Raw genomic sequence first — 13,055 nt, 5'->3', positions numbered from 1 at the left:
CGGCGGATCTTCCGACTACAACCCGACCTGCTCCCATAGCGCGGGCAACGGGATACGCCGCGTCGGAGTGAGGCAGGCGAGCAGCAGTCCGGCGGCGGCACACAGGACGACGAGCAGCATGACCGCGCGGAAACCGAATCCCGGCGTCTGCAGCAGCCATCCGACCAACGCGGGCGCCAACGCGCCCGGCACGCCGACCGTCGTCTCGAACACGGTGGACACCCTGCCCTGCATGTCATCCGGCGTGCGCCCGAAGATGAACCCGAGCTCGCCCGCGTTCAACGCCGGGAACAGCACCGATGCCACGGCCATGCACGTGACCGCCGCGGCATACGAGTCGGTGAACACGAGCGGCAGCATAGCCGCCGTGAACACGGCGAACGTGAGGATGATGAGCCGACCGGTCGGCACATGCTCGACCAGCCATCCGGCGGCGAACGAGCCAATCAGCGCGGCGACTCCGGTGGCGGTGCCGACGAGTCCGATGAGCGCCGCGTCCGTGCCGCGTTCCGCCAGCATGATCTGTACGCCGATGATGCTCCCGTAGCAGGCGACGTTCATGACCGCGCCCTGCGCGATCGCCGCGAGCACGGTCCTGCGGGTCAGCGTCCACCGCCAGCCTTCGACGAACTGGGAGAGGAACGACGGCTTGCCGACGTCCGGAGAGGAAGGGATGTAGTCCCCATCGGCGGCGTCGCCGTTTTGTTTCGGCAACGCCAGCGAGGCGAACACGGAGGTCAGGTACAGCAGCGCGGAGGCGAGGAACGGCATCCATCCGGCGATCCGGTACAGGAGTCCGCCGATCGCGCCGCCGGACAGTTCGACGCACGACTCTCGCGCCTCGCGGATGGCCTGCGCCTTCGCGAACCGGTCCATCGGCACCAGGGATTTGAGCATCGCGTCGTTCGACGGTCCGAGCAGTCCGTTCATCACCGCGAACAGGACGACCGCCACGGCGAACGTCGTCGCGCGCATCGTCCCGGCGGCGAGCATGACCGTCACCGCGGCGGACAGGGCGGTGCCGGTCAGACCGAGCAGGATCATCAGTCGACGCCGGTCGTGACGGTCGGCGAGCGCCCCGCCGACGGACATGAGCGTCAGTCCGATCGCCGATTCGATGGTGACGAGCAGTCCGGCGACGAACGTCGAGCCGGACAGGGCGAGACCGAGCAAGGGTATGGCGAACGTGCGCAGGCTGACGGCGACCACGTCGGCGGTGTCGGCGGCGAACCAGCGGCGGTATGCGGGGAGCCGCCAGAGCGGGCGGGTGCGTCGCGACGGTCCGTTCGCGGGAGTGGTCGCGGTGGGCGTGATGGTCGCGTTGGGAGGGGAATCGGGGGATTGCGTGTGGATCGGGTTCGGGTGGTCGTCGGCGTTCATGATGGGCCTCGTTTCATGATGCGCCATGATCGGTGCGCGGCCCGCCACTCGTCACCGTCGACGATCGACGGACTGTGTGGTGGATGCTGCGCACCGTTCATGGACGGCGTTCGGAAAGTTCGCATAAAGACGCGTCACGGCCGTATGGTCGCCGGCCGTGACACCATGATGTGGAAGGCAGGTGGGGGCCCGGCTCTCAGCTGTATGCGAAGGATTCCAGAACGACGTACATGCGAGGCTCCTTTGGCTCGACTAATGTTCCGATTTTCCATCCATGATAGTCGACGGACGTGCCGCGCCCCGCCGAGGCGGGGCGGACGGATGGGTTACAGGTCCTGGATCTGCGCGCCGAACGGCCAGAGGGCGAGCTTGGCCATCTTGAACGATTGGATGCCGAACGGGATGCCGATGATGGTCACGCAGTTGGCGAGTCCGGCGATCACGTAGCCGATCGCCATCCAGAGTCCGGCGAGCACCACCCAGATGATGTTCGCGAGCGTGGAGCCGAATCCGCCGCCGTAGCGCACGGTCTTGCCGAACGGGGTGAGCGTGAGCCCGGCCATCTTGAACGCCTGGAGCCCCAGCGGGATGCCGACGATCGTGATGCACAGCGCCAGACCGATCACCGCCCATCCGAACGCGATGGCGAGCCCGCCGAGCACCAGCCACAGGATATTGCCGATCAGCCTCATGTTCTCTTCACTCCTTCACGTATGGATTCCATATGCCGCAATCATCCCATTGTCCCATCGCGCGGTGCCGCCTGCCATCGGGGGATTCCCTGATTCCTCCCTGAATGGTCTTCCGTCCGGCGTTCAGAACAGCCGGATCGGTTCGACGTGTTCGACCGGCGTGATGAGACGCCGGCCGTCGTCGTCCGCCGGCAACGGCGCGACCTCATGGAACCGCAGCCGGCGCGACAGCTCCGTGCCCCGCTCCCGCAGCGGACCGGTCAGACGCGCGCCGTCGACCGCACGGTCCAGCCATGCCGCGGTCATGTCGTCCGGTACGAGCAGCGGCATGCGGTCGTGCACGCTCGCCGGCCCGTCCACGGCCGGGCAGGTGACGATCGTGGCGGTCAGCCGCCACGGCGAGGCGTCGGAGGCGCGCCACCACGAGTACAGTCCGGCCATCGCCAACGGCTCGTCGCCGTCCGCATGGAAGTAGAACGGGCGTTTGCCCTTCCACTCGTAGTAGCCGCTCGCGGGGATGACGCAGCGCATGGAGCGCGTCGATTCGGCGAACGTGGGTTTGGTGTGGATGGATTCGACGCGCGCGTTGTATGTGGGGTAGGGGAGCGTTTTGCTCCGGCTCCACCGGGGTACGAGCGTCCAGTACGCGCCGGTCAGGTGCCGGCGTGTGTCGCGTCCCTGCGCGACGACGCCGATGGTTCGTGTGGGCGCGATGTTGTACGAGGGGCGCGGCAGCCGGTCGCGTCTGATGTCGTCCTCCCCGACGTCGAGCCACCGGGCGACCGCGTCCCAATCCAGGTCAAGCGCGAACCTTCTGCACATGCGGTTCAGTCTACGCGCGTCCGTCCGCTCGCGGGTACCATGGTGATGTCCGATGGGGAGACGCGTGGGACGCGAGGAGGAAGCCATGTCCGTTGATGCGAGGAAGAACGACGATGCGATGCCGCGTCGGAAGGCCGCAGTCGCATTGTCGGACGCGCCGACCCTGTTCGACGTGGAGGATGAGAAGGATCGGACGAGCCGTCGCGGCGTTTCGGTGAAGGCGACCGTGGCGCGCGCCCGCTGGCAGCGGCGCAAGAAGATCGCCACGCGCGCGACGATCCGCGAGACCGCGTTGCGCCTGTTCGACGAGTACGGCTACGACAAGGTCACCACGCAGCGCATCGCCGACGAGGCGGGCATGTCCGCGATCACCCTGTTCCGGTATTTCCCGTCCAAGGAGGATCTCGTCCTGGGGTTCCCGACGGATGGCGAGATGTTCGCCGACCTGCGTCGGGAGGTCAAGGAGCGGAGGGGCGGCTCTCCAATCGGGTTCGTCCGGCGTATGGTACCGCAGGTGCTCGGCGGACTCGAACCTTCACAGTTGGAGGAGCTGGCGCGCCGGCTGCGCATCGTGCGTTTCGACGAGGGGCTACGTGTCGCGTTGTACGCGCGCATACCGCAGTGGGCGGATGCCGTCGCGGCGGTATGGGGAAGCGACGACGCCGCTGCCGACGGCGGTGCGCGCGTCGGTTTCCCCGTGCGCCTGTCCGTCTCCCTCATCATCGACTGCATCATCGAATCACTGCTGGAATGGTCGCGGCGATGCGACGATGGCATCGGTGACGCGGATGTCGTCGACGTGCTCGTCGACGTCGTCTCCGAGGCGATGGAGACGCTGTCGCACTGACCCGCCTTCGTAGTTCGCGGCCATTCGGACCGAATGGCCGTCGGCAAGCGCGCGTTTCCGTGCCGAATATTCAAATGATAGCGACTGCATTATGAATTAAAACGGCGAAATACAGCCGTTTTTCCGGCTAGTTCGAAGTGTTTTCCGAAGACTGTTTTCTTTCATATGAAAGACGCATACATATGGAAGAAAACAGCCTTGCCATTCATAAGAAATAAGCTTTCATATGAATACTCGGAGTGGGGAAGAGCCATGCCGACTCAAACGCATGGACGTTCGGTAGGACGCTTCGTTGTGTCCCACCGATGTGTCGGCCCCGCTTCTTCGATGCCCGGAATGAGAAAGGCGGGTCGTCTTCCGGCCGCATTCGTCATGCGATGTTCGGAAGGCGACCCGCCTTAGCGGTGCCTAGTAGTCATCTAGTCGTCCCGCCTCATCGTGAGGTCGGGATCTTGGCGACGTCATTTCGTGAACGGTTCGGACGCCTTGTCGAGCGCGGCGATCTCATCGGCCGCAAGGTCGAGGTCCACGGAGGCGAGGAGCGCGGGCAGCTGTTCGGGCGTGCGCGCCGAGGCGATCGGGCCGGCGACCTGCGGGCGGTGGCGCAGCCAGGCGAGCGCGACCGTGGCGATCGCCACGCCGTGGGCTTTGGCGACCTCGTCCAACGCGTCGATCAGCGCGAAGCCGTCGGCGGTGAGATAGCCGGCGACCATGCCCTGGCGTGCCTTGCCTTCCGAGTCCGCTGCGGAACGGTATTTGCCGGTGAGGAATCCGGCGGCCAGCGAGAAGTAGGGGAACACGGCGAGGTTCTCTTGTGCGGCGAGGGGCGCGAGCGTGCGCTCGTAGTCGCCGCGCGTGACGAGGTTGTAGTGCGGTTCCAGCGCGACCGGCAGCGCGTAGCCGTGTTCGCGGGCGATGCGGAACCACTCCCCGATGCGGTCCGCCGTGTAGTTGGACAGGCCGATCGCGCGGATCTTGCCCGCCTTGACGAGCTCGTCGAACGCCGCCGCCGTCTCCTCGAGCGGCGTCGCCTTGTCGTCGAAGTGCGCATAGTACAGGTCGATCGCGTCGACGCCGAGACGCAGCAGCGACTCGTCGGCCGCGGCGATCACGTTGTCGTGCGAGAGCCCCTTGTACTGCGGGTGCTCGCTTACTTTTGTGGCGACGACCACCTTGTCGCGGTTGCCGCGCACGGCGAGCCAACGTCCGAGGATGATCTCGGATTCGCCGCCCGCGTTGCCCGGCGCCCACGCCGAGTACACGTCGGCAGTGTCGATGAAGTCGCCTCCGGCCTCCACGTATTCGTCGAGCACCCTGCGGCTGGTCGCCTCGTCGCTCGTCCAGCCGAACGTGTTGCCGCCCAGCACGAGCGGAAACACCTCCAGGTCGCTGTTCCCCACTTTCACGCGTTTGTCCGTCATGGTCCAGACCATCCTTTTCGTGTCGTCGCCGCGGTCCCTTCGCCGCCAGCGTTCCCCATCATTATGCAGCCGGCATGACGTGGCCATGCGGCGGACGCTATAGGCATAATCCATGGCCGGTTGCCCGTTCCCGGCACATGCCGTCAGATGAGGATGCCGTCGCAGTGGTCGATCTCATGCTGGATGATTTCGGCGGTGAACCCGTCGAACGCGGCGGTCGCCTCCCGCCAGCGTCGCGTCCGATACGTGACGGTGATGCGCTCGTAGCGGACCGCCGGCCTCACGCCCTTCAGGGACAGGCACCCCTCCTCGGTCTCGTACCGGCCCGACTTCTCCACGATGACCGGATTGAGCATCATCATGTTCCGGCCGGTCGCCTCGTCATGGAACACGATGATCCGCTTGGCGACGCCGATCATGTTCGCGGCCATGCCGACGCACGAGTCCGCGTGCGCGGCCAACGTGTCCATGAGGTCGGCCGCCACCGGCAGATCGGCCTCCGTCGCCTCGTCGGACGGTCGCCGCAGGAACGCCTCGGAGGTCATGATCGCCCGTTCCATGATGCTTCCCTTCTTCTCGCCCGTGGTGAACGCTCCGATTGTATCGGCTTCCCGGGTACATGCCGCGTTGCGCGGCGGGAAGCGGGACGGCGTGACCGCGGCTATCATGTTCGCAGAGTCCCGATGGTGTCCCACAGATCCGAAAGGCTGGTCCCGCATGCCGGTTTCCTATGAGGAGGCGTTGTTCCACTCGTATTTCGCGTGGCTGATGCCCGACGAGACGATCGTCCAGGGGGATACGGATCAGTTGGACGGTCAGGAGCTCGACATGTATTTCCCCGACCGGAAGGCCGCGTTCGAGATCGGATCCTGGGGACTGCACAGCCGGACGCAAGACAAGGACACGCGCAAACGCCGCAAGGCGAAACGACGCGACATCCGGCTGGTCACCCTGTTCACCGACCGTGACCGCGCCACCATGCCCAAGGCCGACGGGGAACCGCTCATGGTCGCGCCCTGTCCGAACAGTCCCAGCATCATCTGGGCCGCGACCTCGATCCGATGGACGAGCGGCCGCAAGGGGCGCATCACCCGCACCCGGTTCCTCCAGATCGCCGAACCGGTGTGCGAGGCGCTCGACTTCACCTACAAGCCGGTCCCCGAAGACCAGTGGCCCACGATGCGCGACGAGGCGGCCTGCGCCTGCGAGACGCTGAAGCTCAGATCCGCCGTGGACGGCAAACCGGCCCCCGGCAAGCGGATCGCGAACCCGGCGGCCGAGCCGGCCGCGACAGCACCGTCGCAGGAGATCGCCACGGCGGACGGGACCGCCAAGGAACTCCGCACGCAGCCGGCCGCCGACCTGCCGACGATCGGACGGGTCTGCGAATCCCTGCACCGCGACTGGGTGCTCGTCTTCGCCACCATCGCCGGACTGCCCGACGAGGCGAGAATCGACTATGCGCGTCGGCTCGTCACCGACGTGTTCCCTACGGCGATTGGATACGCGAAATGGCCGCAACCCGTGCAAAGCCGGTTCCAGGCGCTCGGCCAGCGCGCGTTGGACGCCGTCACCGTCCAGCCGGGCGACACCGACGCGGAACGTACGCTCGCCGTCGTCGCAGCCCTCCAACAGGCGTACCGCCAATGCCGGGAGCACGCGAGGACCGCGTCCCTGGCGATGGGCTCCGCGGCCGCCGCATACCGGCTCGGCTGAACCGGGGGAGCGCGGACGGAACGCACGCCACGCCGCCCGCGCTACAGTGGAGGCATGCTCGACCATCTGACGCTCAAGGTACGCGACATCGACCGCAGCATCGCCTTCTACACGCAGGCGCTCGCCCCGCTCGGCTACATCGTCAAAGCCCACCACGAACCCACGCTCGGATTCGGCGTCGACGACGGCACCCCGCACTCCGACTTCTACCTGTCGCCCGCCGACGAAGCCGATCATGCGGATGAGACGACCGAACCGGAGGCATCGCGACCATCCGCATGCCCGGTCACCCACATCGCGTTCCTCGCACAGGACAAGGCCGCCGTATGCGCCTTCTATATGCGGGCGCTCGCCGCCGGAGGCCGCGACAACGGCGCGCCCGGCCCGCGCCCCTACCATCCCGGATACTATTCCGCGTTCATACTCGACCCGGACGGCAACAACGTCGAAGCCGTCACCGACTGGTCCGGCTGGTACGGCCGTCAGGAAACGAAAGCATGCGAACATCCCGACCAGCCTGAGGTGAATCAGGCGGACACGTCCCTCCCCGATATGCCCGGTAGTCCGGTGACCGACGCCAGTGATGGGCCGGTCACAGCGCGCAGTTCATCCGAACGGAAAATCAAGCTGTTCCGTTCCCTGTTCCGCGGTCGCGACGATGTCTATGCGCACGGGTTCGTGTCCAGGAAAACCGGCAAAACCGGGTATGCGCCGGCGGCATGGAACGAATGGACCACTTTGGCAAGCGGCAAACGTATTCCCACTCCATCTGGGCAGCGACGATGCAAGCCACTGACCGATCAGGTGCTCCTCGACCATTCACCAAACGGGATGAGCGGCTCGTCAATGTCGTCGGGCTCTACCCCATGTCCAAGGAGTCGACGGTCTGGTTCCTCGCCATCGACTTCGATGATGACGGATGGCGAGATGAAATCATGGCGGTCAGAAACGTCTGCAAGCGATACGGCATAGAACCGGCCATGGAACGATCGCGCTCCGGAGACGGCGGGCACCTGTGGCTGTTCCTCGACGAGCCGATGGATGCGGCACAGGTCCGGCACATGGGAGACGCGTTGCTGACCGAGGCCTCAGACCTGGTCCACATCGAGTTTCGGTCCTACGACCGCATGTTCCCCAATCAGGATGTTCTTCCTTCCGGAGGATTCGGCAACCTGATCGCACTCCCATTGCAGCGCATGGCACGTGACAACGGCAACAGCGTATTCATCGACGAACAGTTCAATCCATACCCGGACCAATGGGCGTATCTCGCCTCAATCAAACGTGTTGTACCTGAACAGGTACGCGCCATCGCAGCTCGGATGACAACAGCAATCGGACCATCGGGCAATCCCGCCTCCGGCGCACATCGAGCTTCCGATAAAGCAAAGGACAACGGCCAACCGTCAGGAGTCCGATTCCACGACCTTTCCTCGACGGACACGCCACGGTCCGTCACCATCATCGAATGCAGCATGCTCGTCATCCCCAAGGACGGTATGACTCAAGCAGCACTCAACGCGATACGCCGGCTCGCTGCGTTCGCCAACCCCGACTTCTATCGGGCGCAAGCCATGCGCCAACCCATCTACGACAAGCCTCGAATCATCTACCGTGGCGAGGAGACCGACGACAATATTCTCCTGCCGAGAGGGTGCAAGGAATCCCTGACCTCATTGCTGAGCCGCACGGGAACCGTCGTGTCATACCGCAACGAACGCAACCCGGGCGAACGGATCCAAGTGGAATTCACGGGAACGCTTCGCGAACGTCAGAACATCGCGGCGCAGAACTTGCTGGCACATGATGACGGTATCCTCACCGCTCCAACAGGATTCGGTAAAACCGTAATCGCGGCGAACCTCATCGCCGAAAGAAAGACCAACGCATTGATCATCCTGCGCTCTTCCGCACTGCTCGAACAATGGAGGGAACGACTTGAGCAGTTCCTCGACATCACCGCGACGCTGCCGCCATTACTGACCAGAACCGGACGCGTCAGCCGGAGAAAACGCCACATCATCGGACAGATAGGAACCGGGCGCAACGAGCCCAACGGCATCGTCGACATCGCACTGGCGCAATCACTGTTCGACAAAGGCGACATCGCCGGAACCAAACACGTCAAAGACGTGGTCAGCCGCTACGGCATGATCATCTTCGACGAATGTCACCACGTGGCATCCCCAGACACCGAAGCGATCGCCCGAGAAACCAACGCGAAATACGTCTACGGATTCACCGGAACCCTGAAACGCGACGACGGCATGCAACCGATCGTCACCATGCGATGCGGGCCGGTCCGTGACACCATCGACGTCAACGAGCACATGGCGACGCAACGTTTCTCCAGACGATACGTGCCACGCTTCACGGCAACCAATTACGAGCTCGTCGAACCATACACCTACCACGAATACCTGGAAGCCGCATGCGGTGACGAAGACCGCAACACCATGATCGTCAACGACGCCATGACGCTCATCGATGAAGGCAGAACACCGCTGTTGCTCACGAAACGCATCGAACATGCGCAAGCGCTCGCGAACGCTCTCCAGAAAAGAGAATGCAGTCATGTGATTCTTCTCTACGGTGCCGAAACGAAGAAGAGCCGACACGACAAGCTCGAACAGCTCAAGCGCATCCCCTCGGAAGACGGCCTCGCCGTCGTGTCGACCGGAAGCTACATCGGCGAAGGATTCGACTGCCGACGATTGGATACGCTCATGCTGACGGCGCCTGTATCCGTGGAAGCGTCGGTCGCCCAGTATGTCGGACGACTGCACCGGGACAACGAGGGGAAACGTGAGGTACGCGTCTATGACTACATCGACGTGACCATTCCCATGGCCGCCAGCATGTACCGTAAACGATTGAAGACATATGCGGCGCAGGGATACACGCCGATGCTGCCGGGCAGTGAATCCGATGCGAGACGCCAAGCGAAGACGAAAGCCCTGCTGGAACGCAAAAACGCGCTCGCCGGACAACGCCACGGCGATCGGACCGTCCCCATCATCAACGCGGACGAATTCCATACGATGTTCCGCAACGACATCAGACATTGCCGACGGACGATCACGCTCTGCGCCGGATATCTTACACGGCATGCCATCGACCAGGTGACCGATGTGATTCTCGAAGCGGCAGGCAGGGGAGTGGCCATCACCGTCAACGTACGCGTCCCGGCCAACGCGACGGAGACATCGCGCTCGCGGACAACACGCAACATGGATAGGCTTCGCGCATTGGGATGCTCGGTACAGGCCGTGAACGCCTGCACTGAATTCGCCGTGTTCGACGATGAGCTCATCTGGTTCGGCACCATCGACCTGTTGGGAAGAATCCAATCGGACGACTGCTCGCTGCGGTTCGCCGATGCGCGTATCTCACGATTGCTCGTCGAAGGTGTCAACGCGAACGAAACGATGAACGCCTGAACGTGGTCAGATTCCATCCGATCAGAAGAACACCCTAGACTATAGAAACCATGAGAATCCATGGAGGAGGCGGAACAGTGAAGGAACATGACCGGAGGCGCGGCGTGGGAGTCGTCATCGCCGTCATCATCGTCCTGGCCGTCGTGGGACTGTTCGCGTTCGCACGATGGTGGTCGGACCGGCCGGGCGACATCGCGCACGCGCGATACACGTACTCCGCCTCCGATCGGTTCACACGGAAACAGCTTGACGCCGCCGGCAAGACGATCGCAAACGCGTTCACCGGCTTCGGCGGATGCACGCTGGACAAGGTCGCCTACGACGAGACGCGGACCGATCGGATTCTGGACTTGGAGGACAAGACCAAGCGCGAATCCCCAAGCTACTCGTCCAGCATCTACGAGGCATACAAGCGCTACGGCCGCGACCGCATACTCATGGCCGACGTCGATTTCACCTGCGACGGCTTCGAACCGTCGCTCAGCCGCGGACCCCAATCCATGACCTGGTATCTCCTGCTCGACGACGACGGCGAAACCTGGACCGAAATCGACCACGGCAACGGCTGACGGAAACGCGGCCACCCCACGGCATGCGGTCACGGAACACCGCATAGCAGACTACACGCAACACCACACGAAAGGCGACGACATGACGGAACTGCTCATCGGATCGCACTTGTCCACCGCGGGCGGATGGGACAAGCTCATCGCACGCTCACACGCGGAACATGGCACCACGTTCGCGTTCTTCCCACGCTCCCCATACGGCAGACGGTCGAAGGCCCTCGACCCGGACAAGGCGGCCGCGTTCGGCGCGCGACTGGCAGCGGAACACTATGGGCCGCTCGTCGTCCACGCGCCCTACGTGTACAACCTCGCCGGCAAGGATCCGGCCAAACGGGCGTTCGCCATCGACGCGCTCGCCGAGGACATGCGCCTGCTCGCGCCCATCCGCGAAGCCGGCCAGGAGACCTACCTCAACATCCACCCCGGCTCCCACGTGGGACAGGGCGCGGAAACCGGATGCCGGCTGATCGCCGAAGCCCTTGACCGCGTGTCCGAACAGGCGGACGGCACGGGCATCACGATCCTGTTGGAGACCATGGCCGGCAAAGGCACCGAATGCGGGCGCAGCTTCGAGGAACTCGCCTCCATCATCGACCGGCTCGACGACCCCACGCGCATAGGCGTCACATTCGACACCTGCCACGTGTTCGACGCCGGCTACGACCTCGTCGACGACTACGACGGCGTAATCCGCCGACTGGACGACGTCATCGGCCTCGACAAGGTCAAAGCCATCCACGCGAACGACTCCATATACGGCCTCGCCTCCCACAAGGACCGGCACGCCAACATCGGCGACGGCAAGCTCGGCCTGCCGTTCTTCACGCGTCTCGTCAACGACCCGCGCATGAACACGCTGCCGATGATCCTCGAAACCAAGGAGAACACACCCGACACGCACCGCGAGGAGATCGCCCTGCTGCGCGGACTGCGGGAGAACTGACCGGCGGGGGAGCGGCGGCCGACGGCACGGCGCGACAACAGCGACGCACGCCGCCGGCCGGCCACGATATCATTCGACCGCCGCCACATCCCGCAGACCGTCGGTGAACTCCCGGGCCCAACGCTCCGCCTCGCCAAGCTCGCGGAACGAACGATGATGCACCATCGCCCCGCCCACGATCAACGCGCCCGGCGTGGTCTCCCTACGCGACGGAAGCATGCCCTCCGGCACCGTGACGGCCACATCATAATCAAGATGCGGCGTCAGCCGGGTGATCCGGACGCGCACGCCCTCCGGAACATCCGTCGCACGCGAATCATGATCGAACGTCGAATCGACAGCGATGAATCTCATATGAACACTCTCCTGGACAAACAAACAGTCGCCGGAACCCCCAGCAGACGGAACAATGACGGCGACAACCAATGCTTCGAACGGCTTCCATAGCCGTGGGAACTACTATCCAACACCCGCATGCTACACGACCGCCCCACACGAAGTCAACCGGCGGCCATGCCACCCCGTCCACCCCGTCCGGCATGGCGGGACAATGGAACCATGAACACAACCACCACACGCACCGCACTCATCATCACATCCAACCCCGAACACCACAGCCTCACCAACGCCGCCGGCAAAGCCTTCGCCGAAGGATTCCGCGCACACGGCGGCGAAACCCACACCATCGACCTGTACGACACCGGATTCAACCCCGTCTACACCAGCGCCGACCGCGCCCACTACCTCGGCAAAGCCGACACGCCCAAAGACGTCGCAGCCATCCAGACCAGCCTCGCCCAAGCCGACGTGATCGCACTCGTCTTCCCCATCTACTGGTACACCATGCCCGCCATGATCAAAGGCCTCTTCGACCGCGTCATCTGCCGCGGATTCGCCTACAACGCCGACGGCACGCCCGGCGCGCTCGCCGGCAAGACCGTGCGCGTCATCATGCTCACCGGCGGCCCGGAATCCTGGTACGAGTCCGACGGGATCGGCGAGGCGTTGGACAACCAGATCCGCCGCCAGACGTTCATGAAGTACTGCGGCGTGAAGGACGTCGAGATCGTCTACGTCGATAACCTCTCGATGGGCGACGACGACCCCGCCAAGCGCGAAGCCGCGGCCAAGCAGCTCGACGGGATCAGGGAGCTCGGCGCCTCGCTCGCCTGAGACGTCTCCATCGGGCACGGGCGGCGTTCCGGCGTCTCCGCCAAGGGTGGGG

Annotated in this window: 13 protein-coding genes and 1 pseudogene; 8 read left to right on the top strand and 6 right to left on the bottom strand. The window is 64.3% G+C overall.

The window, feature by feature from the left end; translation table 11 throughout:
* Positions 1–15: 15 nt before the first annotated feature.
* The 3 genes from AC1AYN_RS03800 to AC1AYN_RS03790 form a co-directional block, all read right to left on the bottom strand.
* Positions 16–1,380 carry an MFS transporter gene (locus AC1AYN_RS03800; RefSeq protein WP_476532185.1) on the bottom strand — a complete coding sequence of 455 codons (1,365 nt, stop codon included), beginning with the start codon at positions 1,378–1,380 and terminating at the stop codon, positions 16–18.
* 326 nt (positions 1,381–1,706) lie between these two features.
* On the bottom strand, positions 1,707–2,072 hold the full coding sequence (locus tag AC1AYN_RS03795; RefSeq protein WP_476532183.1) for a YccF domain-containing protein: 366 nt from the start codon (positions 2,070–2,072) through the stop codon (positions 1,707–1,709).
* Positions 2,073–2,195: 123 nt separating this feature from the next.
* A complete protein-coding gene (locus AC1AYN_RS03790) occupies positions 2,196–2,894 on the bottom strand; it encodes an SOS response-associated peptidase (RefSeq protein ID WP_476532181.1) in 699 nt (232 codons plus the stop codon).
* A gap of 85 nt (positions 2,895–2,979) precedes the next feature.
* Here AC1AYN_RS03790 and AC1AYN_RS03785 point away from each other — a divergent pair, with 85 nt between their 5' ends.
* Positions 2,980–3,741 carry a TetR/AcrR family transcriptional regulator gene (locus AC1AYN_RS03785; protein WP_476532180.1) on the top strand — a complete coding sequence of 254 codons (762 nt, stop codon included), beginning with the start codon at positions 2,980–2,982 and terminating at the stop codon, positions 3,739–3,741.
* Positions 3,742–4,202: 461 nt separating this feature from the next.
* Here AC1AYN_RS03785 and AC1AYN_RS03780 read toward each other — a convergent pair whose 3' ends face one another.
* Complete coding sequence (locus AC1AYN_RS03780; protein ID WP_476532178.1) at positions 4,203–5,162, bottom strand: aldo/keto reductase; 960 nt, start codon at positions 5,160–5,162, stop codon at positions 4,203–4,205.
* Positions 5,163–5,305: 143 nt separating this feature from the next.
* On the bottom strand, positions 5,306–5,722 hold the full coding sequence (locus AC1AYN_RS03775; protein ID WP_476532176.1) for a peptide deformylase: 417 nt from the start codon (positions 5,720–5,722) through the stop codon (positions 5,306–5,308).
* 157 nt (positions 5,723–5,879) lie between these two features.
* On the opposite strand from AC1AYN_RS03775, the gene AC1AYN_RS03770 reads away from it, so the two are divergent.
* The 6 genes and pseudogenes from AC1AYN_RS03770 to AC1AYN_RS03745 all read left to right on the top strand — a co-directional run bounded on the left by AC1AYN_RS03770 (position 5,880) and on the right by AC1AYN_RS03745 (position 11,830).
* The gene (locus AC1AYN_RS03770; protein WP_476532174.1) at positions 5,880–6,878 is read left to right on the top strand and encodes a hypothetical protein; all 999 of its coding nucleotides are present in this window, start codon (positions 5,880–5,882) and stop codon (positions 6,876–6,878) included.
* Between the two features lie 54 nt (positions 6,879–6,932).
* Positions 6,933–7,346, top strand: a pseudogene (locus tag AC1AYN_RS03765) (VOC family protein); the annotation flags it as partial.
* An 84-nt stretch (positions 7,347–7,430) separates the two neighbouring features.
* The gene (locus AC1AYN_RS03760) at positions 7,431–7,850 is read left to right on the top strand and encodes a TOTE conflict system archaeo-eukaryotic primase domain-containing protein (RefSeq protein WP_476532324.1); all 420 of its coding nucleotides are present in this window, start codon (positions 7,431–7,433) and stop codon (positions 7,848–7,850) included.
* Entirely contained in the window at positions 7,745–10,318 is a 2,574-nt protein-coding gene (locus AC1AYN_RS03755) for a TOTE conflict system archaeo-eukaryotic primase domain-containing protein (RefSeq protein WP_476532172.1), read from the top strand. Before AC1AYN_RS03760 ends, AC1AYN_RS03755 begins: the two co-directional genes overlap by 106 nt.
* Before the next feature lie 77 nt (positions 10,319–10,395).
* Positions 10,396–10,887: a hypothetical protein gene (locus AC1AYN_RS03750; RefSeq protein WP_156963185.1), complete on the top strand. Its 492-nt coding sequence runs from the start codon at positions 10,396–10,398 to the stop codon at positions 10,885–10,887.
* Between the two features lie 82 nt (positions 10,888–10,969).
* On the top strand, positions 10,970–11,830 hold the full coding sequence (locus AC1AYN_RS03745; RefSeq protein ID WP_476532170.1) for a deoxyribonuclease IV: 861 nt from the start codon (positions 10,970–10,972) through the stop codon (positions 11,828–11,830).
* Positions 11,831–11,899: 69 nt separating this feature from the next.
* Here AC1AYN_RS03745 and AC1AYN_RS03740 read toward each other — a convergent pair whose 3' ends face one another.
* The gene (locus AC1AYN_RS03740) at positions 11,900–12,256 is read right to left on the bottom strand and encodes a hypothetical protein (RefSeq protein WP_476532168.1); all 357 of its coding nucleotides are present in this window, start codon (positions 12,254–12,256) and stop codon (positions 11,900–11,902) included.
* Between the two features lie 132 nt (positions 12,257–12,388).
* Here AC1AYN_RS03740 and AC1AYN_RS03735 point away from each other — a divergent pair, with 132 nt between their 5' ends.
* Complete coding sequence (locus AC1AYN_RS03735; RefSeq protein ID WP_476532166.1) at positions 12,389–13,003, top strand: NAD(P)H-dependent oxidoreductase; 615 nt, start codon at positions 12,389–12,391, stop codon at positions 13,001–13,003.
* Positions 13,004–13,055 lie beyond the last annotated feature (52 nt).

It is taken from the genome of Bifidobacterium sp. LH_413 (assembly GCF_056357015.1).
The sequence above is the reverse complement of the archived record's forward strand: the minus strand, read 5'-3'. Positions and strand labels throughout refer to the sequence as shown.

Excerpts from the sequence above, each read along its gene's own strand:
- AC1AYN_RS03800 (WP_476532185.1), bottom strand. The coding sequence starts at position 1,380 with ATGAACGCCGACGACCACCCGAACCCGATCCACACGCAATCCCCCGAT.
- AC1AYN_RS03795 (WP_476532183.1), bottom strand. The coding sequence starts at position 2,072 with ATGAGGCTGATCGGCAATATCCTGTGGCTGGTGCTCGGCGGGCTCGCC.
- AC1AYN_RS03790 (WP_476532181.1), bottom strand. The coding sequence starts at position 2,894 with ATGTGCAGAAGGTTCGCGCTTGACCTGGATTGGGACGCGGTCGCCCGG.
- AC1AYN_RS03785 (WP_476532180.1), top strand. The coding sequence starts at position 2,980 with ATGTCCGTTGATGCGAGGAAGAACGACGATGCGATGCCGCGTCGGAAG.
- AC1AYN_RS03780 (WP_476532178.1), bottom strand. The coding sequence starts at position 5,162 with ATGACGGACAAACGCGTGAAAGTGGGGAACAGCGACCTGGAGGTGTTT.
- AC1AYN_RS03775 (WP_476532176.1), bottom strand. The coding sequence starts at position 5,722 with ATGGAACGGGCGATCATGACCTCCGAGGCGTTCCTGCGGCGACCGTCC.
- AC1AYN_RS03770 (WP_476532174.1), top strand. The coding sequence starts at position 5,880 with ATGCCGGTTTCCTATGAGGAGGCGTTGTTCCACTCGTATTTCGCGTGG.
- AC1AYN_RS03760 (WP_476532324.1), top strand. The coding sequence starts at position 7,431 with ATGCCCGGTAGTCCGGTGACCGACGCCAGTGATGGGCCGGTCACAGCG.
- AC1AYN_RS03755 (WP_476532172.1), top strand. The coding sequence starts at position 7,745 with ATGTCCAAGGAGTCGACGGTCTGGTTCCTCGCCATCGACTTCGATGAT.
- AC1AYN_RS03745 (WP_476532170.1), top strand. The coding sequence starts at position 10,970 with ATGACGGAACTGCTCATCGGATCGCACTTGTCCACCGCGGGCGGATGG.
- AC1AYN_RS03735 (WP_476532166.1), top strand. The coding sequence starts at position 12,389 with ATGAACACAACCACCACACGCACCGCACTCATCATCACATCCAACCCC.